This window comes from Nocardioides ginsengisoli (assembly GCF_039537225.1).
In the GTDB taxonomy this organism is placed as follows: Bacteria; Actinomycetota; Actinomycetes; order Propionibacteriales; family Nocardioidaceae; genus Nocardioides; species Nocardioides ginsengisoli.
In genome coordinates this window covers 73,836-93,794 of the sequence record NZ_BAABAC010000013.1, presented here as the reverse complement: position 1 = coordinate 93,794, position 19,959 = coordinate 73,836, and the positions used below count along the sequence as shown (strand labels likewise).

Annotated in this window: 14 protein-coding genes; all 14 read left to right on the top strand. The window is 68.7% G+C overall.

The features are described 5' to 3' along the window. The first annotated feature begins 194 nt into the window (after window positions 1-194). The 14 genes from AB4880_RS06890 (at window position 195) to AB4880_RS06825 (ending at window position 19,947) form a co-directional block, all read left to right on the top strand. Window positions 195-1,157, top strand: a complete 963-nt coding sequence (locus tag AB4880_RS06890) for an ABC transporter ATP-binding protein (RefSeq protein WP_367918478.1) — start codon at window positions 195-197, stop codon at window positions 1,155-1,157. Between the two features lie 53 nt (window positions 1,158-1,210). Then, complete coding sequence (locus AB4880_RS06885) at window positions 1,211-1,993, top strand: MlaE family ABC transporter permease (RefSeq protein WP_367918477.1); 783 nt, start codon at window positions 1,211-1,213, stop codon at window positions 1,991-1,993. 13 nt (window positions 1,994-2,006) lie between these two features. Then, entirely contained in the window at window positions 2,007-2,834 is an 828-nt protein-coding gene (locus tag AB4880_RS06880) for an MlaE family ABC transporter permease (protein WP_367918476.1), read from the top strand. 7 nt (window positions 2,835-2,841) lie between these two features. Next, window positions 2,842-4,095 (top strand): MCE family protein, encoded by a 1,254-nt coding sequence (locus tag AB4880_RS06875; protein WP_367918475.1) that lies wholly within the window; start codon window positions 2,842-2,844, stop codon window positions 4,093-4,095. After that, on the top strand, window positions 4,092-5,147 hold the full coding sequence (locus tag AB4880_RS06870) for an MCE family protein (RefSeq protein ID WP_367918474.1): 1,056 nt from the start codon (window positions 4,092-4,094) through the stop codon (window positions 5,145-5,147). Before AB4880_RS06875 ends, AB4880_RS06870 begins: the two co-directional genes overlap by 4 nt. After that, complete coding sequence (locus tag AB4880_RS06865) at window positions 5,144-6,112, top strand: MCE family protein (protein WP_367918473.1); 969 nt, start codon at window positions 5,144-5,146, stop codon at window positions 6,110-6,112. Before AB4880_RS06870 ends, AB4880_RS06865 begins: the two co-directional genes overlap by 4 nt. Then, window positions 6,109-7,245, top strand: coding sequence for an MCE family protein (locus tag AB4880_RS06860; RefSeq protein WP_367918472.1), 1,137 nt, complete (start codon window positions 6,109-6,111; stop codon window positions 7,243-7,245). The genes AB4880_RS06865 and AB4880_RS06860 overlap by 4 nt, the downstream gene beginning before the upstream one ends. Further along, window positions 7,242-8,669, top strand: a complete 1,428-nt coding sequence (locus tag AB4880_RS06855) for an MCE family protein (RefSeq protein WP_367918471.1) — start codon at window positions 7,242-7,244, stop codon at window positions 8,667-8,669. Before AB4880_RS06860 ends, AB4880_RS06855 begins: the two co-directional genes overlap by 4 nt. Next, the gene (locus AB4880_RS06850; RefSeq protein ID WP_367918470.1) at window positions 8,666-9,958 is read left to right on the top strand and encodes an MCE family protein; all 1,293 of its coding nucleotides are present in this window, start codon (window positions 8,666-8,668) and stop codon (window positions 9,956-9,958) included. Before AB4880_RS06855 ends, AB4880_RS06850 begins: the two co-directional genes overlap by 4 nt. Further along, a complete protein-coding gene (locus tag AB4880_RS06845) occupies window positions 9,955-10,641 on the top strand; it encodes a hypothetical protein (RefSeq protein ID WP_367918469.1) in 687 nt (228 codons plus the stop codon). The genes AB4880_RS06850 and AB4880_RS06845 overlap by 4 nt, the downstream gene beginning before the upstream one ends. Next, complete coding sequence (locus tag AB4880_RS06840; RefSeq protein WP_367918468.1) at window positions 10,638-11,507, top strand: J domain-containing protein; 870 nt, start codon at window positions 10,638-10,640, stop codon at window positions 11,505-11,507. Before AB4880_RS06845 ends, AB4880_RS06840 begins: the two co-directional genes overlap by 4 nt. Window positions 11,508-11,805: 298 nt before the next feature. After that, complete coding sequence (rpoB, locus tag AB4880_RS06835) at window positions 11,806-15,315, top strand: DNA-directed RNA polymerase subunit beta (RefSeq protein WP_367918467.1); 3,510 nt, start codon at window positions 11,806-11,808, stop codon at window positions 15,313-15,315. A 119-nt stretch (window positions 15,316-15,434) separates the two neighbouring features. Further along, window positions 15,435-19,313, top strand: a complete 3,879-nt coding sequence (locus AB4880_RS06830; protein ID WP_367918466.1) for a DNA-directed RNA polymerase subunit beta' — start codon at window positions 15,435-15,437, stop codon at window positions 19,311-19,313. Between the two features lie 112 nt (window positions 19,314-19,425). After that, a complete protein-coding gene (locus AB4880_RS06825; protein ID WP_367918465.1) occupies window positions 19,426-19,947 on the top strand; it encodes a DUF4232 domain-containing protein in 522 nt (173 codons plus the stop codon). The last annotated feature ends 12 nt before the right edge of the window (window positions 19,948-19,959 follow it).

Here is a 19,959-nt window from a genome sequence, read left to right as displayed (position 1 = left end):
ACTTCCCCGGGAGCCCTGGCCGGGAGTCCTAGCATTACTCGCCAGTTGGACGATAGTGCTACTCGCCAGTACGTTTCGGGTCTCGATGGTCGGGTAACCGTGACGAGCGCCACCAGCGCCGCGTAACGTGCGCCACGTGCCGGCGTTGTTCCTACGCAGCCACGGGCCGGCCGCAGACGAGGGAGAGGTTGAACATGGGCGTCGACGTACAGGTCACGAACCTGACGAAGCAGTTCGGGAAGCAGCTCATCTGGAAGGGTGTCTCGCTGACCCTGCCCGCCGGTGAGATCTCGGTGATGCTGGGCCCGTCCGGCACCGGAAAGTCCGTCTTCCTCAAGGCCCTGATCGGCCTGATCAAGCCCGACGAGGGCTCCATCGTCATCGAGGGCACCGACATCGCCTCCTGCTCCGAGAAGGAGCTCTACGAGATCCGCAAGCTGTTCGGCGTCCTCTTCCAGGACGGCGCGATGTTCGGCTCGATGAACCTCTACGACAACGTCGCCTTCCCGCTGCGCGAGCACACGAAGAAGAGCGAGTCCCAGATCCGTGACATCGTCATGGAGAAGATGGACATGGTCGGTCTCCTCGGCGCGGAGCAGAAGCTCCCCGGTGAGATCTCCGGCGGCATGCGCAAGCGTGCCGGCCTGGCCCGCGCGCTCGTGCTCGACCCCGAGATCCTGCTGATCGACGAGCCCGACTCCGGTCTCGACCCGGTGCGCACGTCGTTCATCAACCAGCTCTTCGTCGACCTCAACGCGCAGATCGACGCGACCTTCCTCATCGTCACCCACGACATCCACAGCGTCCGGGTGGTGCCCGACCAGATCGGCCTGCTCTACCACAAGCACCTCGCCATGTACGGCCCGCGCGAGATGCTGCTGTCGTCCGACGAGCCCGTGGTGCGCCAGTTCCTCAACGCGCAGACGATCGGACCGATCGGCATGTCGGAGGAGAAGGACGCCGACCAGCTCGCGGCCGAGAAGGACATGGACCTGCCGCCGCTGCCGCCGATCCCGCTGCAGATGGAGCCCTCCAACGGCATCCCGCGCCGGGCTCAGGCCGAGCCGGGCGCCTGGTGCCGCGCCAACGGCGTGACGCCGCCCCCGGGCTCGTTCACCCGCGAGGCGGAGCACGCCTCGGGACGCCAGCAGCACTGATCAGCACGACCCGAGGCATGACGGCACAGGACCAGGACGGAAAGGGGCGCTAGGTGTCACTCACCGCTGCGCGGGTGATCGCCCCGATCGGTACCGCAGGAAAGCTGTTCGCGTTCGCGCTCGATGTCGGGCGCGGGCTCTTCCGCCGTCCCTTTCAGACGCGTGAGTTCATTCAGCAGGCCTGGTTCATCGCGTCGGTCACGATCATCCCGACGGCCCTGGTCGCCATCCCCTTCGGCGCGGTCATCGCGCTGCAGGTCGGCGGCCTGATCAAGCAGTTCGGCGCCCAGTCGTTCACCGGCTCGGCGTCCGTGCTCGCGGTCATCCAGCAGGCCGGCCCGATCGCGACCGCGCTGCTCATCGCGGGCGCCGGCGGCTCGGCCATCGCGGCCGACCTCGGCGCGCGGAAGATCCGCGAGGAGCTCGACGCGATGATGGTGCTGGGCATCGACCCGATCCAGCGCCTCGTCGTCCCGCGGGTGCTCGCCTGCATGCTCGTCGCGGTCTTCCTCAACGGCATGGTCAGCGTCGTCGGCGTCGCCGGCGGCTACGTCTTCAACGTCATCCTGCAAGACGGCACCCCGGGCGCCTACCTGGCCAGCTTCACCGCGCTGGCCCAGCTGCCCGACGTCTGGATCGGCATGATCAAGGCGCTCGTCTTCGGTCTCATCGCCGCCATCGTGGCCGCCTACAAGGGCATGAACGCCGGAGGCGGACCGAAGGGCGTGGGCGACGCGGTCAACGAGTCGGTCGTCATCACCTTCCTGCTGCTGTTCGTCGTCAACTTCACCCTGAGCACGATCTACCTGCAGGTCGTGCCCCCGAAGACGGGTTAGGGGGACCACTGACATGGCGAGCATCAAGTCGATCTACGACCGGCCGATGAAGGGCCTCGACAACCTCGGCCACGAGCTGTCCTTCTACCTCAAGGTCCTGCTGGCGCTGCCGCGCTCGGTCAAGCGCTACCCGCGCGAGATCCTGCGCATCCTGGCCGAGGTCACCCTCGGCTCCGGTGCGCTGGCTGTCATCGGCGGCACCGTCGGAGTCATCATAGGTATGACGTTCTTCACCGGAGCCCAGGTCGGCCTGTCCGGCTACGCCGCGCTCAACCAGCTCGGCACCGCGGCCTTCTCCGGCTTCGTCTCGGCCTACTTCAACACCCGCGAGATCGCCCCGCTGGTCGCGGGCATCGCGCTCGCCGCGACCGTCGGCTGCGGCTTCACCGCCCAGCTCGGCGCGATGCGGATCTCGGAGGAGATCGACGCCGTCGAGGTGATGGCGATCCCGTCGATGCAGTTCCTGGTGACCACCCGCGTCGTCGGCGGCCTGATCGCGATCGTCCCGCTGTACGTCGTCGGCCTGCTCTCCTCCTATGTGGCGAGCCGGCTCGTGGTGACCAAGTTCTACGGCCAGTCGTCGGGCACCTACGACCACTACTTCAACCAGTTCCTGCCACCCGGCGACGTGCTGTGGTCGTTCGGCAAGGTGCTGGTCTTCGCGGTCGTGGTCATCCTCATCCACTGCTACCACGGCTACACCGCCTCCGGCGGCCCCGCGGGCGTGGGCGTGGCCGTGGGCCGCGCCGTCCGCACCAGCATCGTGGCGATCAACGTGATCGACCTGTTCCTGTCGATGGCCATCTGGGGGGCCTCGACCACCGTCAGGCTGGCGGGGTGATCGGCCGATGAACCGCGTCCTGTCCGCGCACCGCGCGCTCGGCATCCTCTTCGTCTGCCTGCTGCTCCTCGGCGTCTGGCTGACGTACGCGACCTTCACCAAGAAGTTCACGGCCTACGACAAGGTCACCCTGAAGACGTCGACCATCGGCCTCCAGCTGCCCACCCGCGCCGACGTCAAGGTGCGCGGCGTGATCGTGGGCGAGGTGCTCGAGGCCAAGACCGACCCGGCCGGCGGCGCCGACCTGGTGCTCGGCATCTACCCCGACAAGATCGGCGTGATCCCGGCCAACGTCACCGGCTCGATCGTGCCCAAGACGCTCTTCGGCGAGAAGTACGTCTCGCTCGTCATCCCCGACAGCGGCCCGCAGGGCGGCGTCATCCGCGCCGGGTCGACGATCGAGCACACCCAGGTGAGCACCGAGCTCGAGGCGGTGCTGTCCGACCTCTACCCGCTGCTCGAGACGGTCCGCCCCGAGGACCTCAACACCACGCTCACCGCGCTGGCGACGGCGCTCGAGGGCCGCGGCGCCGAGCTCGGCAAGAACCTCGAGACGGTCGACTCCTACCTCAAGCGGCTCAACCCGCAGATCCCCGCGCTGCTGCAGGACCTCAAGCTCACGGCCTCGGTGTCCAACACCTACGCCGACATCCTTCCCCAGGTGGCTCAGATCCTCGACGACACCGTGAAGACCACCGGCACCCTCGAGGAGCGGGAGGCCGCGCTGCACGCCACGCTGCGCGACATCCGCAGCTTCTCCGACACCGGTCGCGCCTTCCTCGACGCCAACGCCACCCGGCTGCAGCAGTTCGGCGAGCTGAGCACCCAGACCCTGCAGGCGGTCTCGCGCTACGCCGTCGAGTTCCCGTGCATGGCCGCCGGCATCGTCAAGGCCCAAGGCCGCCTCGCCGAGGCGTTCCGCGGCTACGAGCTGCACATCGTGCTCGAGACGCTGCAGGACCAGCCGCGCAAGTACACCCCGAAGGACCGGCCGAAGTTCGGCGACGACCGCGGCCCCAACTGCCTCGGCCTGCCCGACGTCGGCTACAGCCAGGAGCACCCCTACCCGCCGCTGCCGCACCTCAACGACGGCATGAACGGCAGCACCGGCAAGGGCAACCTGCGCCCGGCGCCCGGCTACCAGGGCACCCCGGACGACGTCAGCGCGCTGCGCGGCGCGCTCGACTCCAGCTACGGCGCCGACTCCGACCTCGGCGTCCTGCTCGCCGGCCCGATGCTGGCCCAGGGCGGTGCGCGATGATCCTCGGCCTCGACAAGCGCACCGGCGGCGACCTGATCCGCCTGGTCGTCTTCATGCTGACCACGGCCCTGGCCACCAGCGTCCTGATCATCACGATCGGCAACCTCTCCTTCGGCAGCACCAAGCGCTACGCGGCGGAGTTCTCCGACGCCACCGGCGTCAACAAGGGCGACGACATCCGGATCGCGGGCGTCAAGGTCGGCACCGTCGAGGGCGTCGACGTGGTCGGCGGCAACCGGGCCAAGGTGACCTTCAAGGTCGACTCCGACACGGTCATCGACGCCGCGACCCACGCGCAGATCAAGTACCGCAACCTGATCGGCCAGCGCTACATCTCGCTCTTCCAGGAGGGCGCCGACGGCAGCCGGGTCAGCGAGGGCGGCACCATCCCGGTCGCCCGCACCCAGAGCGCGCTCGACCTGACCATGCTGTTCAACGGCTTCAAGCCGCTCTTCCAGGCGCTCTCGCCCGACGACATCAACAAGCTCTCCTACGAGATCGTCCAGGTCTTCCAGGGCGAGGGCGGCACCGTCGAGGGGCTGCTGTCGAGCACCGCCTCGGTCACCCAGACCCTCGCCGACCGTGACCAGGTCATCGGCCAGCTCATCGACAACCTCGACTACGTCCTCAACCACGTGGCCGACCGCGACAAGCAGCTGACCCGCCTCATCGACAGCTTCCGCACCCTCGTCGGGGGCCTCAACGACGACCGCGAGGCGATCCTCTCCTCGCTCGACTCGATCTCCGACCTGTCCGTGCAGACGGCGTCCCTGCTCAGCGACGTCAAGGACCCGTTCGTCAAGGACATCAAGCAGCTGCGCGAGGTCGCCACGACCCTCGACCGCAACCGCAAGGAGATCGACCGGGCGCTGCAGGTGCTGCCGATCAAGCTCACCAAGATCGGCCGTACGGCGACCTACGGCTCCTGGTTCAACTTCTACCTGTGCCACTTCAAGGCCACCGTGAAGGTGCCGGGGCTCGGCAAGCCGGTCTCCGCGCAGTACTCCGTCGCCGCCCAGCGGTGCTCGCTCCAGCGGGAGGTGTCGCGATGAAGCCGTTCCGCGAGCGCAACCCCGTCACCATCGGCCTGGTCAGCATCGGCGTGCTGCTGCTCGGCCTGGTCGCGGCGCTGCGCGCCCAGGACCTGCCGCTCATCGGCGGGGGAGACACCTACTACGCCTCGTTCGCCGAGGCGGGCGGCCTCAAGGTCAAGGACGAGGTCCGCATCGCCGGCGTCCGCGTCGGCCAGGTGACCTCGATGGAGCTCGACGACGGCACCGTCAAGGTCGGCTTCAAGATCAAGAGCGACACCCCGTTCGGCGACCAGACCCGCGCCGACATCAAGGTCAAGACGATCCTCGGCTCGATGTTCCTCGCGCTGGTCCCGGCCGGCTCGGGGCAGCTCGCCGAGGGGTCGACGATCCCGGTCTCGCGCACCAGCTCGCCGTACGACATCGTCGAGGCGTTCAGCGGCCTGGCGCAGACGTCGGCCGACATCGACACCGACCAGCTGGCGGCCTCGCTGACCACGCTCGCCGACCTGACCCGCAACACCCCCGAGTCCTTCCGCGGCGCGCTCAACGGCCTGTCGCGGCTGGCCGACACGGTGGCCTCGCGCGACGACCAGATCAACTCGCTGCTGCAGAACCTGCACCGCGTCTCCAACGTCCTCGACGCCCGCGACGACGACATCGTGGCGCTGATGGGCGACGCCGACACCCTGTTCCAGGCGCTGGTGCAGCGCAAGGAGCAGATCCACCGGCTGCTGGTCTCGACCTCGACGCTGAGCATCAAGCTGACCGGCCTGATCCGCGACAGCCGCGCCGACCTCAAGCCCGCGCTCGACCACCTCGACTCGGTGCTGCAGATCATCAAGAAGAACGAGAACAACCTCGAGGACTCGATCGCGACGATGGCGCCGTTCTACCGGGTCTTCGCGAGCACGCTCGGCAACGGGCCGTGGTTCGACACCTACATCTTCAACATGCCGCCGGTGCCCGGGACGGTGGGCCAGTGAACGCCCTGCGCCGCTGGCTCCCGCTGGCCGTCATCGCCCTGCTCGTCGTCACCGGCGTGGTGTGGATGTTCGGCAGCGGTGGCGAGGCCAAGACCGTCACCGCCTACTTCCCGCGCGCCGTCTCGGTCTACGAGGGCAGCGACGTACGGGTGCTCGGCATCCCCGTCGGCCGGGTCGAGAAGGTCGTGCCCGAGGGCACCAAGGTCAAGGTCGTGATGACCTACGACAAGGACGTGAAGATCCCGGCCGACGCCGACGCGGTCATCGTGTCGCCGTCGGTGGTGGGCGACCGCTACATCCAGCTCACCCCGGCCTACGTCAAGGGCGAGCAGGTGATGGCCGACAACACGGTCATCCAGACCAGCAAGACCGCCGTCCCGCTCGAGCTCGACCAGATCTACTCCAGCATCGACAAGCTCACCGTCGCGATCGGCCCCGAGGGCGCCAACCGCAACGGCGCACTGAGCGACCTGCTCGAGCAGACCGCCCGCAACTTCGGTGGCCAGGGCGCCAACTTCCACCAGACGATCAAGGACTTCGGTCGGCTCAGCGAGACGCTCGACAACAACAAGGACGAGCTCTTCGAGTCCACCGGTCAGCTGGAGAACTTCATCAAGACGCTGGCCGACAACGACAGCACGGTCCGCGACTTCAACAAGTCCCTCGGCGACGTCTCCAGCCTGCTCGCCGACGAGCGCCAGGAGCTGACCACCGGCCTCGCCAACCTCGGTACGGCGCTCGACGAGGTCGCCCGCTTCGTGAAGAGCAACCGCGCCGTGCTCGGGCGCAACATCGCCGACGTCAACCGGGTCGCCAAGGTGCTGGTGCGCCAGCGCGCGGCGCTCGACGAGCTGCTCGACGCCGGCCCGCTCGCGCTGACGAACCTCTATCACACCTACAACCCGAAGGACGGCACGCTCGACACGAACGCCAACCTCGGCAATATCGTGCACGAGCTGACCTCCAAGCCGGGCGCCGTCCTCTGCGCGCTGGTCTCGGCCGCCGACAACAAGGGCGACCTGTGCAAGCTGGTCGACAAGCTGCTGCCGCGCGGCGCCCCGTTCGGCACCGGCTCCTGGGCCGGTCAGGCCTACGACCCGACCCTCAACGGACTGGTGGAGGCCCACCGATGAGCGCCCTGCGCAGGCTGCGCCGCTTCCGCCTGGTCGCCGCCGTCCTGGCCGGCCTGGTGATGCTCACCGGCTGCAGCTTCGACGTCTACCAGCTGCCGCTGCCCGGCGGCGCCGACACCGGCAAGGACCCGATCCAGGTCAAGGTGATCTTCGACGACGTCCTCGACCTGGTGCCGATGTCGTCGGTCAAGGTCAACGACGTCGCCGTCGGCCAGGTCACGAAGGTGACGCTCGACGGCTACCGCGCGGTGGTCACCCTCGAGCTGCGCCGTGACGTCGACCTGCCCGACAACCCGGTCGCCTCGATCCGCCAGACCAGCCTGCTCGGCGAGAAGTTCGTCTCGCTGGCCGCGCCGGCGAGCGGCGCCAAGGGCCGGCTCTCCGACAACGACGTGATCGAGAACGGCGGGCGCAACCCCGAGGTCGAGGAGGTGCTCGGCGCGCTCAGCCTGGTCCTCAACGGCGGCGGCGTCGCGCAGCTCAAGACCATCGCCAACGAGCTCAACCAGGCGCTCGAGGGCCGCGAGGACTCCGCCAAGTCGGTGCTCACCCAGGTCTCCTCGCTGGTCGGTCAGCTCGACCGCCGCAAGGCCGACATCGTCGACGCGATCGAGGCCGTCAACCGGCTGGCGGTCACCGCCAAGCAGCACCAGAAGAGCATCGACAACGCGCTCGACGAGCTGCCCAGCGCGCTGGAGTCGCTCGACCGCCAGCGCGGCGACCTGGTCGCGATGCTCAAGGGCCTGACCAAGCTCAGCGACGTCGGCGTCCGGGTCATCAACGCGACCCACGCCTCGACGGTCAGCTCGCTGCAGTCGCTCGACCCGGTGCTCACCCAGCTGGCCAAGGCCGGCGACAACTTCGCCAAGGGCTTCAGCACCTTCTTGACCTACCCGTTCATCGACGAGTCGGTCGGCCGCGACCCGCAGGTGGCCCGCAACCTGCACATGGGCGACTACGTCAACCTGTCGATCGACCTGCAGCTCGACCTGGGCCGGATGACCCTGCCCGACGTGCCCTGCATCCCGATCAACATGCTGCCCGACAGCCCGCTCGACCAGCTGGTCAACCTCAAGAATCTCTGCAACAGCACCTGGAAGACGCTGCAGGGCTGCCTCAAGACGCCGCCCGACGCGCAGGCCTGCCTCAAGCTGCCGCAGTACCTGCTCGACAACGTCTGCTCCGCGGTCAAGCTGCTCTGCGCGCTGAGCGGCGGCGCCAAGGCCGGCAACCCGGCGACCGGCAAGAACCCGATCGGCGACCTGCTCGGCAGCGTCCTCAAGGGCGGCGGACTCGGTCGGCCCGCGCCCGGTGGCGCGAGCCAGTCCGACACGATGTGGTCGCAGTTCGACGCGACCTACGACTCCGACCTGGTGACGCTGTACGGCGGCCCGCTGGTCGCGGCGCAGGGGAGGGCCCGATGATCACCCGTCGTACCCGGATCCAGCTGCTGGTCTTCGCGATCATCACGCTCGTCGGTGTCACCTTCGTCGGCGCCCGCTACGCCAAGCTCGACCGCGTCGTCATCGACCGCTCCTACACGGTGACCGCCCACTACCCGCAGTCCGGCGGCATCTTCACGGGCGCCGAGGTCACCTACCGCGGCGTCGGCATCGGCACCGTCGGCGACCTGGTGCTCACCGAGAAGGGCGTCGACGTCAAGCTCGACATCGACAAGAAGTGGGACCGGATCCCGCGCGACACCATCGCGCTGGTCGGCAACCGCTCCGCGGTCGGCGAGCAGTACGTCGAGCTGCAGCCGCAGACCGACAAGGGCCCCTTCCTCGTCGAGGGCTCCGAGATCGACGACGTGGCGACTCCGATCGCCACCGAGAAGCTGCTCGGCGACCTGTCCGCGACGGTGTCGAGCGTCGACCGCGACGCGCTGCGCACCACGGTCAGCGAGCTCGGCAAGGCCTTCGCCGGCACCGGCCCCGACCTGCAGCGGATCATCGACACCGGCAACTCCTTCATCCAGACCGCCAACGACAACTTCGACGTGACGTCGGCGCTGATCAAGGACAGCAACACTGTCCTGCAGAGCCAGATCGCCACCGAGTCGTCGCTGCGCACCTTCGCCAGCCAGCTCTCGCTGTTCAGCGGCGCGCTCGCCGGCGCCGACCCGGCACTGCGCAAGGTGATCGACTCGGGCTCGCTCGCCGCGACCCAGCTGCGCACCTTCCTCGAGCAGAACGGCGTCCAGCTCAGCGAGCTGCTCGCCAACCTGGTCGCCACCGGCCAGGTCGTGGTCCAGCACCTGCCGGCGATCAAGCAGATGCTCGTCGTCTACCCCTACGCCGTCGCCGCCGGCCAGGTCGTCGTCGGCAAGCGCTCCAAGGCGCAGGGCGGCAGCGGCTTCTGGGACGCCCACTTCGGCCTGATCCTCGCCCCCGACAGCACGCCCTGCTACCAGGGCTACCTGAAGAACCGGCTGAGCCCGTCCGACCGCTTCAAGAACCCGCCGATGCCCCAGGTCGGCTGCACCGAGCCGATCACCAAGAGCAACCCGCGCGGCACGCAGAACCTGCCGCGCGTGGCGCCCGACGTCGACGGCACCGCCCCGGTCGTGGCCAGCTTCGACCTGGACACGGGCAAGCTCACCTGGGGTGCTCCCGAGGACTCCACCCAGGCACGGGGTAGCGTGGCGCCGCCGTCGCTGGGAGAGGACTCGTGGAAGTGGCTGTACGTCCAACCGATGCTGAACGCCCGGTGACCCCGGCCTCCAGCCCTGCCCGGCGCTGGAGCATCCTCGGTCTGCTGCTCGGGGTGCTCGTCGCGGGCCTGACCGTCTCCGGACTCATCGTCTTCGGCAACGGCGCGGGCCCCGGCCTGGGCCACCGCGTCTCCTCGGTCTTCGACCCGCCCAAGGACGAGAGCGTCGACCGCGAGAAGGCGCTCGCCGCCGCCCGCACCTTCGTGCAGCGCTTCCACACCTACGGCCCGAGCCTGCTCGACGACTCCGGCAAGATGCCCGAGTACGCCGCGGTCGGCGACCTGATGAGCGCCAAGTTCGCCAAGATCTTCGACCAGAACGAGGCGCTCGCCGAGCAGACGGTCAAGGAGACCGGCGTCGACCGGGTCGCCACCGTCTACGGCGTCGGCATCTCCGCGATCGACACCGACTCGGCCAGCCTGCTGGTCGGCGGCATCGTGACCACGTCGTACCCGGGGCCGAAGCAGGGCGACAAGCCGATCGAGCTCGCGCCGCAGCGCTTCCGCTACCAGGTCGACCTGGTCAAGATCGGCGGCGTCTGGAAGGTCGACGACCTCGACGACGTGGACGACGGCCTGCCGTCCCTGGGGGAGGCGCCGACCCAGCCGCAGGGCGGCGCCCCGTCGGGCGCGCCATCCGGCGCGCCCACCTCCACGCCGAGCGGACAGGGGGCCGGCCAGTGACCGCGAACCTCTACGACCTCCTCAACGTCGGGGAGTCGGCGAGCACCGACGAGATCCGGGCGGCATGGAAGGACGCCATCGCCGACCTCGACCCGACCGCCCCGCGGTTCCGGGCGTTCAGCGACGCCGCGAGCGTGCTGCTCGACGGCGAGCGCCGCGCGTCGTACGACGCCGAGCTCGCGGCCGAGCGTGCCGCCGAGGAGCCCGAGCCCACGGTCGCCTCAGAGCCCGAGGCCGCCTCCGAGCCCGAGGAGCCCGAGGAGCCCGAGGAGCCCGTCGCCGAGCCTGCCCCGACCGACGCCGCGCCCCGGCCGGCCCCGTCCGGCCCGCCCGGGTGGGCGCTGGGCGCGGCCGCCGTCGGCGCGCTCGCGGCCGTCGTCTTGGCGGTGGTGCTCTACGTGCAGCCCGGCGGCAAGCTGTTCTCCGGCGACTCCCCGAAGGACGTCGCCGGGCGCAACGCCGCCGCCGAGCGCGACACGGTCGCCGCCGAGGGTGCCGCCGAGCGGATGGTGGCGCCGGTCTTCTCCTACGGCTACCAGACCATGACCGGCGACCTGCAGCGCGTGACCGGCTACCTGACGCCCAAGCTCGCCGCGAAGCAGACGCGGATCTGGCCCGAGCTCACCGACGGCGCGCAGAAGCAGCAGCTCACCGTCCAGGCCTCCTCCGAGGGCGCCGCGCTGACCCGGCTGAGCAAGGACGGCAAGGTCGCCTCCGTCGTGGTCTTCATCCGCCAGGACAGCACCCGCAAGGGCGGCGCGCAGAGCAGCCTGCACATGTGGGCCACGCTCACCCTGCTGCGCAGCCCGGGCGCCGACCAGGGGTGGCTGCTCAACGACATCTGCGTCGACGCCGGCTGCGCCTGACCGGCCGGCGACGCGCCGTCCCGGAGTTCCCGATTCGGGCGGCCGCCCGCGAGTGCGCTTGACCTGGGCACGCGCGCGCAGCATGATCGGCGGCACCGGTTCCACCCGGACACGTCAGCGCCTCGGGCGCCGACGGGCGACGACTGTGTGATCTGCGCAGCCGACATTGTTGAGCGCGCCGATGTGGTGTATCGTGGCTCCTTGCGCCTGCCCTCAGATGCGCTTCGGCCTGCCCGGTGGCCGATGACGTGGTGGGTCAGGGCGCTCTCGAAGAGTCGAACCCGTCGAAGGACAACTCTTGGCCGCGCGCACCACCCCCGGTAAGTCCCGCATCTCGTTCGCGAAGATCCAGGAGCCCCTGGCACTTCCGAAGCTCCTCTCCCTCCAGACCGACAGCTTCGACTGGCTGATCGGCAACGAGGCCCACAAGTCCCGGATCGAGGCCCGTCGGGCCGAGGGCCAGGACGCTTCCGACAAGTCCGGCCTCGAGGAGATCTTCGAGGAGATCTCGCCGATCGAGGACTTCTCCGAGACGATGTCGCTCTCGTTCGAGAACCCGGTCTTCTACGACCCGAAGTACACCGTCGACGAGTGCAAGGAGAAGGACCTCACCTACTCCGCCCCGCTCTACGTCTCCGCCGAGTTCACCAACAACGAGACCGGTGAGATCAAGGGCCAGACGGTCTTCATGGGCGACTTCCCGCTGATGACGCCCAAGGGCACCTTCGTCATCAACGGCACCGAGCGCGTCGTCGTCTCGCAGCTCGTCCGCTCGCCGGGCGTCTACTTCGAGCGCACCGCCGACAAGACGTCCGACAAGGACATCTTCACCGCCAAGCTGATCCCGAGCCGCGGCGCGTGGCTCGAGTTCGAGATCGACAAGCGCGACATGGTCGGCGTCCGCCTCGACCGCAAGCGCAAGCAGAACGTCACGGTCCTGCTCAAGGCCCTCCAGGCCATCGCCGAGGACACCGGCGAGGAGTACGACTACGAGGCCGTCATGGCCGACCTCCGTCAGTACGAGTCGATCCAGCTGACCGAGGAGAAGGACAACACCCAGGGCCCCGACGACGCCCTGCTCGACATCTACCGCAAGCTCCGTCCCGGCGAGCCGCCGACGCGTGAGGCCGCGCTCACGCTGCTGAAGAACTACTACTTCAACCCCAAGCGCTACGACCTCGCCAAGGTCGGCCGCTACAAGGTCAACAAGAAGCTCGGCTCGCACGAGGCCTTCGACCAGCAGACGATGACGATCGCCGACATGGTCGCGACGATCAAGTACATCGTCCAGCTGCACAACAACGACCCCTACGTCGCCGCCATCGGCGGGGAGATCCGCAAGGACTCCGACGGCAAGGACCTGCCCGTCCTCGCCGACGACATCGACCACTTCGGCAACCGCCGCATGCGCACGGTCGGCGAGCTGATCCAGAACCAGCTCCGCACCGGCCTGGCCCGCATGGAGCGCGTGGTGCGCGAGCGGATGACGACCCAGGACGTCGAGGCGATCACGCCGCAGTCCCTGATCAACATCCGTCCCGTGGTCGCGGCGCTGAAGGAGTTCTTCGGCACCTCGCAGCTCTCGCAGTTCATGGACCAGACCAACCCGATCGCGGGTCTGACGCACAAGCGTCGTCTCTCCGCGCTCGGCCCCGGCGGTCTGTCCCGTGACCGCGCCGGCATGGAGGTCCGTGACGTCCACCCGTCGCACTACGGCCGCATGTGCCCGATCGAGACGCCCGAAGGCCCCAACATCGGTCTGATCGGCTCGCTGGCCTCCTACGGCCGGATCAACCCGTTCGGGTTCGTCGAGACGCCCTACCGCAAGGTCGAGAACGGCATCGTCACCGACCAGATCGACTACCTCACCGCCGACGACGAGGACCGCTACGTCATCGCGCAGGCCAACGCCGCGCTCGACGCCAACGGCAAGTTCGCCGAGGAGCGGGTGCTCGTGCGCCTGCGCCAGGGTGAGGTCTCCGAGATCCCGGGCGACGAGGTCGACTACATGGACGTCTCGCCGCGCCAGATGGTGTCGGTCGCGACCGCCCTGATCCCCTTCCTCGAGCACGACGACGCCAACCGCGCGCTCATGGGCGCCAACATGCAGCGTCAGGCCGTGCCGCTCATCAAGAGCGACAGCCCGATCGTCGGCACCGGCATCGAGTTCCGTGCCGCGGTCGACGCCGGTGACGTCGTCGTCGCGACCAAGGCGGGCGTGGTCAAGGACGTCTCCGCCGACCTGGTCGAGACCATGAACGACGACGGCAGCTACTCGTCGTACCGGCTCGCGAAGTTCAAGCGCTCCAACCAGGGCACCTGCATCAACCAGCGTCCGCTGGTCGAGGCGGGCGACCGGGTCGAGGCCGGCTCGCCGATCGCCGACGGTCCGTGCACCGACATGGCCGAGATGGCGCTGGGCACCAACCTGCTCGTGGCGTTCATGCCGTGGGAGGGCCACAACTACGAGGACGCGATCATCCTCAGCCAGCGCCTGGTGCAGGAGGACGTCCTCACCTCGATCCACATCGAGGAGCACGAGGTCGACGCCCGCGACACCAAGCTGGGCCCCGAGGAGATCACCCGCGACATCCCGAACGTCAGCGAGGAGATGCTCGCCGACCTCGACGAGCGCGGCATCATCCGCATCGGCGCCGAGGTCACCACCGGTGACATCCTCGTCGGCAAGGTGACCCCCAAGGGCGAGACCGAGCTGACCCCCGAGGAGCGCCTGCTCCGCGCGATCTTCGGTGAGAAGGCGCGCGAGGTCCGCGACACCTCGATGAAGGTCCCGCACGGTGAGTCCGGCACGGTCATCGGCGTCCGGGTCTTCGACCGCGAGGAGGGCGACGAGCTCCCGCCGGGCGTCAACCAGCTGGTCCGCGTCTACGTCGCGCAGAAGCGCAAGATCTCCGTGGGTGACAAGCTCGCCGGCCGTCACGGCAACAAGGGCGTCATCGCGAAGATCCTGCCGATCGAGGACATGCCGTTCATGGAGGACGGCACCCCGGTCGACGTCGTGCTCAACCCGCTCGGCGTGCCGCGTCGTATGAACATCGGCCAGATCCTCGAGCTCCACCTCGGCTGGCTCGGCAAGCAGGGCTGGCACCTGGGCGCCGACGTCCAGAACGAGGAGTGGGCCAAGCGCCTCACCGCGATCGGCGCCGACAAGGCCGAGCCGAACACGAAGGTCGCCACGCCGGTCTTCGACGGCGCCCGCGAGGACGAGATCATCGGCCTGCTCGGCCAGACGCTCCCCAACCGCGACGGCGAGCGGATGATCAAGGAGAACGGCAAGGCCAGCCTGTTCGACGGTCGCTCCGGCGAGCCGTTCAAGGACCCGGTCTCGGTCGGCTACATGTACATCCTCAAGCTCCACCACCTGGTCGACGACAAGATCCACGCGCGCTCGACCGGCCCCTACTCGATGATCACGCAGCAGCCGCTGGGCGGTAAGGCCCAGTTCGGTGGCCAGCGGTTCGGCGAGATGGAGGTGTGGGCCATGGAGGCGTACGGCGCCGCCTACGCGCTCCAGGAGCTGCTCACGATCAAGTCCGACGACGTGCCCGGTCGCGTCAAGGTCTACGAGGCCATCGTGAAGGGCGAGAACATCCCCGACTCGGGCATCCCGGAGTCATTCAAGGTTCTCGTCAAGGAGATGCAGTCGCTCTGCCTCAACGTGGAGGTGCTGTCGCAGGACGGCTCCGCCATCCAGCTCAAGGACGCGGAGGAAGACGTCTTCCGCGCTGCTGAGGAGCTCGGCATCGACCTGTCCCGTCGCGAGCCCAGCTCGGTCGAAGAGGTGTGATCGGGAAGCGCGCGAAGCGCCTGCTTCCCGAGACGGAAGGCAGCCGCGCTTCGCGCGTCATCCCGGACCGCCCCAACCAACTTCACTTTTCTTAGAACCAACGAAGGGTTGCAGCCATCGTGCTCGACGTGAACTTCTTCGACCAGCTTCAGATCGGCCTGGCCACCGCGGACGACATCCGCACGTGGAGCCACGGCGAGGTCAAGAAGCCGGAGACCATCAACTACCGCACGCTCAAGCCGGAGCGTGACGGCCTCTTCTGCGAGAAGATCTTCGGTCCCACCCGGGACTGGGAGTGCTACTGCGGCAAGTACAAGCGCGTCCGCTTCAAGGGCATCATCTGCGAGCGCTGCGGCGTCGAGGTGACCCGCTCGAAGGTCCGCCGTGAGCGGATGGGCCACATCGAGCTCGCCGCGCCGGTCACCCACATCTGGTACTTCAAGGGTGTCCCGAGCCGCCTCGGCTACCTGCTCGACCTGGCCCCGAAGGACCTCGAGAAGGTCATCTACTTCGCGGCCTACATGATCACCGCCGTCGACGAGGAGGCGCGCCACCGCGACCTGTCCGACCTCGAGGGCAAGATCCAGCTCCAGCGTCAGTCCATCGAGCGCCGTCGCGACACGGGCCTCGAGGACCGGACCAAGAAGCTCGAGGAGGACATCGCGGCTCTCGAGGCCGAGGGTGCCAAGGCCGACCAGCGCCGCAAGGTGCGCGACGGCGCCGAGCGCGAGCTCAAGCAGATGCGCGACCGCGCCCAGCGCGAGCTCGACCGCCTCGAGGAGGTCTGGGACACGTTCAAGAGCCTCAAGGTGCAGGACCTCATGGGTGACGAGGTCCTCTACCGCGAGATGAAGAACTGGTTCGGCAAGTACTTCGAGGGCCACATGGGCGCCACGGCGATCCAGCGGCGCCTGCAGGACTTCGACCTCGACGCCGAGGTCGAGAGCCTGCGCGAGACCATCGCCACCGGCAAGGGTCAGCGCAAGGTCCGCGCGCTCAAGCGCCTCAAGGTCGTCGAGGCCTTCCGCAAGACCGGCAACAAGCCGGTCGGCATGGTCCTCGACGCCGTCCCGGTCATCCCGCCGGACCTGCGCCCGATGGTGCAGCTCGACGGTGGCCGGTTCGCGACGTCCGACCTCAACGACCTCTACCGCCGCGTCATCAACCGCAACAACCGCCTCAAGCGGCTGCTCGACCTCGGCGCGCCGGAGATCATCGTCAACAACGAGAAGCGGATGCTCCAGGAGGCCGTCGACTCGCTGTTCGACAACGGCCGTCGTGGTCGTCCGGTCACCGGCCCGGGCAACCGGCCGCTGAAGTCGCTGTCCGACATGCTCAAGGGCAAGCAGGGTCGCTTCCGTCAGAACCTGCTCGGCAAGCGCGTCGACTACTCGGGCCGTTCGGTCATCGTGTCGGGTCCGCAGCTCAAGCTGCACCAGTGCGGTCTGCCGAAGCAGATGGCGCTCGAGCTGTTCAAGCCGTTCGTGATGAAGCGCCTCGTCGACCTGTCGCACGCGCAGAACATCAAGTCCGCCAAGCGGATGGTCGAGCGCGCCCGCCCGGTCGTGTGGGACGTCCTCGAAGAGGTCATCACCGAGCACCCCGTGCTGCTCAACCGTGCGCCGACCCTGCACCGCCTCGGCATCCAGGCCTTCGAGCCGCAGCTGATCGAGGGCAAGGCCATCCAGCTCCACCCGCTCGTCTGCACCGCCTTCAACGCGGACTTCGACGGCGACCAGATGGCCGTGCACCTGCCGCTGTCCGCCGAGGCCCAGGCCGAGGCGCGGATCCTGATGCTGTCGACCAACAACATCCTCAAGCCGTCGGACGGCCGTCCGGTGACCATGCCGACCCAGGACATGATCATCGGCCTGTTCTTCCTGACCACCGAGCGCGGCGAGGCCCGCATCGAGGTCGACGGCAAGAGCGAGCTGCGCTCCTTCTCGTCCCCGGCCGAGGCGATCATGGCCTACGACCGCAACGAGATCTCGCTGCAGAACCGGGTCCGGATCCGCCTCACCGACGTCGTCGTCGACGGCGCCGTGCAGGGCGAGCCGGTGCTGGTCGAGACCACGCTGGGCCGCACGATCTTCAACGACACCCTCCCGGCGGACTACCCGTTCGTCAACGAGGAGGTCGGCAAGAAGCGCCTCGGCGCGATCGTCAACGACCTGGCCGAGCGCTACAGCAAGGTCGAGGTCGCGGCGTCCCTGGACGCGCTCAAGGACAACGGCTTCCACTGGGCGACCCGCTCGGGTGTGACCGTCTCGATCGACGACGTCGTCACCCCCGACAACAAGATCGAGATCCTGTCCGGCTTCGAGGACAAGGCCGCCAAGATCCAGAAGCAGTTCGAGCGCGGTCTGGTCACCGACGACGAGCGCCGCCAGGAGCTCATCGAGATCTGGACCGAGGCCGGCAAGCGGGTCGGTGACGCGATGGAGGAGGCCTTCAAGGCTCAGCCGTCCAACCCGATCTACATGCAGGTCTACTCGGGCGCCTCGGGTAACTTCAACCAGATCCGCCAGGTCGGCGCCATGCGTGGTCTGGTGGCCAACCCGAAGGGCGAGATCATCCCGCGCCCGATCAAGGCCAACTTCCGCGAGGGTCTGTCCGTCCTGGAGTACTTCATCTCCACGCACGGAGCCCGCAAGGGTCTGGCCGACACCGCGCTGCGGACCGCCGACTCGGGTTACCTGACCCGGCGTCTGGTCGACGTGTCGCAGGACGTCATCATCCGTGAGGACGACTGCGGCACCGAGCGTGGCCTGCCCAAGGTCATCGGCGTCAAGGGCGAGGACGGCGTCGTCGTCAAGGACGAGAACGCCGAGACCGCGGCCTACGCCCGCTCGGCCGCCAAGGAGATCGCCCACCCGGCGACCGGCGAGATCCTCGCCGCCGCAGGCGAGGACCTGGGCGACGTCAAGATCGCCGAGCTGATCGCGGCCGGCATCGAGACCGTCACGGTCCGCTCCGTGCTGACCTGCGACGCCCGCACCGGCACCTGCGCCAAGTGCTACGGCCGCTCGCTGGCCACCGGCAAGCTGGTCGACATCGGCGAGGCCGTCGGCATCATCGCGGCCCAGTCGATCGGTGAGCCCGGCACGCAGCTGACGATGCGTACCTTCCACACCGGTGGTGTGGCGTCGGCCGACGACATCACGCAGGGTCTGCCCCGCGTCGTCGAGCTCTTCGAGGCGCGGACCCCCAAGGGTCACGCGCAGATCTCCGAGGCCGCCGGCCGCGTGGAGATCGAGGAGACCGACAAGGCGCGCGTCATCGTCGTCACCCCCGACGACGGCAGCGACGTCAAGGAGTACCCCGTCTCCCGCCGCTCGCGCCTCCTCGTCGAGGACGGCGGCCGGGTCGAGGTCGGCGACAAGTTCACCGCCGGCACCGAGGACCCGAAGGAGGTGCTGCGCATCCTCGGCGTCCGCCGTACCCAGCAGCACCTCGTCGACCAGGTCCAGGAGGTCTACCGGTCGCAGGGCGTGTCGATCCACGACAAGCACATCGAGATCATCGTGCGGCAGATGCTGCGCCGGATCACGGTGCTCGAGTCGGGTGACACCAACCTGCTGCCGTCCGACCTCGTCGACCGGGTCCTCTTCGAGGAGGAGAACCGTCGCGTGGTCTCCGAGGGCGGCAAGCCGGCCTCGGGGCGTCCCGAGCTCATGGGCATCACCAAGGCCTCGCTCGCGACCGAGTCGTGGCTCTCGGCGGCCTCCTTCCAGGAGACCACCCGCGTGCTCACCGACGCCGCGATCAACGGCCGCTCCGACAGCCTGCGTGGCCTGAAGGAGAACGTGATCATCGGCAAGCTGATCCCGGCCGGCACCGGCCTGGAGCGCTACCGGAACATCCGGGTCGAGCCGACCGAGGAGGCGCGCGCCGCGGCGTACGCCGTCACGGGCTACGAGTCCTACGACTACGAGTTCGGCAACCAGGGCCAGGCCGTGGCGCTGGACGACTTCGACTTCGGTTCCTACCAGAACTGACGCCGGCGTACGGCAGGCCCTCCCGAGCACCGCTCGGGAGGGCCTTCCGGCATTTTTCGGGCTGCCGGGGGCTGATGGCAACCGATCCGGGATGCTCGGCGTCCCACTCGGTATGAACAGGATCCTGCTTCTGCCTGCCGCCGCGCTCCTCGCGCTGGCAGGGACTCTCGCCGTCCCGGCGCCTGCGACCCAGGCCGCCGCGACCCAGGCCGCCGTCCCCGGCTGCCGCAATGCCGACCTGCACGCCCGCTACCGCGCCACCGACAACGGCGCCGGGCACCGCTTCGGCAAGATCGTGCTGGTCAACGTCTCCGGGCACGCGTGCCGCACCGGCGGCTTCGGCGGTCTGTCGTACGTGGGGTACGGCAACGGCACCCAGGTCGGCGCGCCGGCCACGCGCCAGGGGACGGCGACCTTCTTCGTGCTGCGGCCTGGGCAGCGGGCGGTGAGCCGGGTCGACGAGACCGTGGCCCAGAACTACCCGCGCGCGACCTGCCGACCGCACCCGGTCGACGGCTTCCGGGTCTACGTGCCGAATGCGACGCGGTCGCAGTTCATCGCGCACCGGACGACGGGCTGCCGCAATCCGGCGGTGCACCTGATCAGCCACACGGCGTACCGCAAGCGGGTCTGAGGCACCCGCCTG

Coding starts and splice junctions, on each gene's coding strand:
- AB4880_RS06870 (WP_367918474.1), top strand. CDS start 4,092: ATGATCCTCGGCCTCGACAAGCGCACCGGCGGCGACCTGATCCGCCTG.
- AB4880_RS06855 (WP_367918471.1), top strand. CDS start 7,242: ATGAGCGCCCTGCGCAGGCTGCGCCGCTTCCGCCTGGTCGCCGCCGTC.
- AB4880_RS06865 (WP_367918473.1), top strand. CDS start 5,144: ATGAAGCCGTTCCGCGAGCGCAACCCCGTCACCATCGGCCTGGTCAGC.
- AB4880_RS06850 (WP_367918470.1), top strand. CDS start 8,666: ATGATCACCCGTCGTACCCGGATCCAGCTGCTGGTCTTCGCGATCATC.
- AB4880_RS06880 (WP_367918476.1), top strand. CDS start 2,007: ATGGCGAGCATCAAGTCGATCTACGACCGGCCGATGAAGGGCCTCGAC.
- AB4880_RS06890 (WP_367918478.1), top strand. CDS start 195: ATGGGCGTCGACGTACAGGTCACGAACCTGACGAAGCAGTTCGGGAAG.
- AB4880_RS06875 (WP_367918475.1), top strand. CDS start 2,842: ATGAACCGCGTCCTGTCCGCGCACCGCGCGCTCGGCATCCTCTTCGTC.
- AB4880_RS06825 (WP_367918465.1), top strand. CDS start 19,426: ATGAACAGGATCCTGCTTCTGCCTGCCGCCGCGCTCCTCGCGCTGGCA.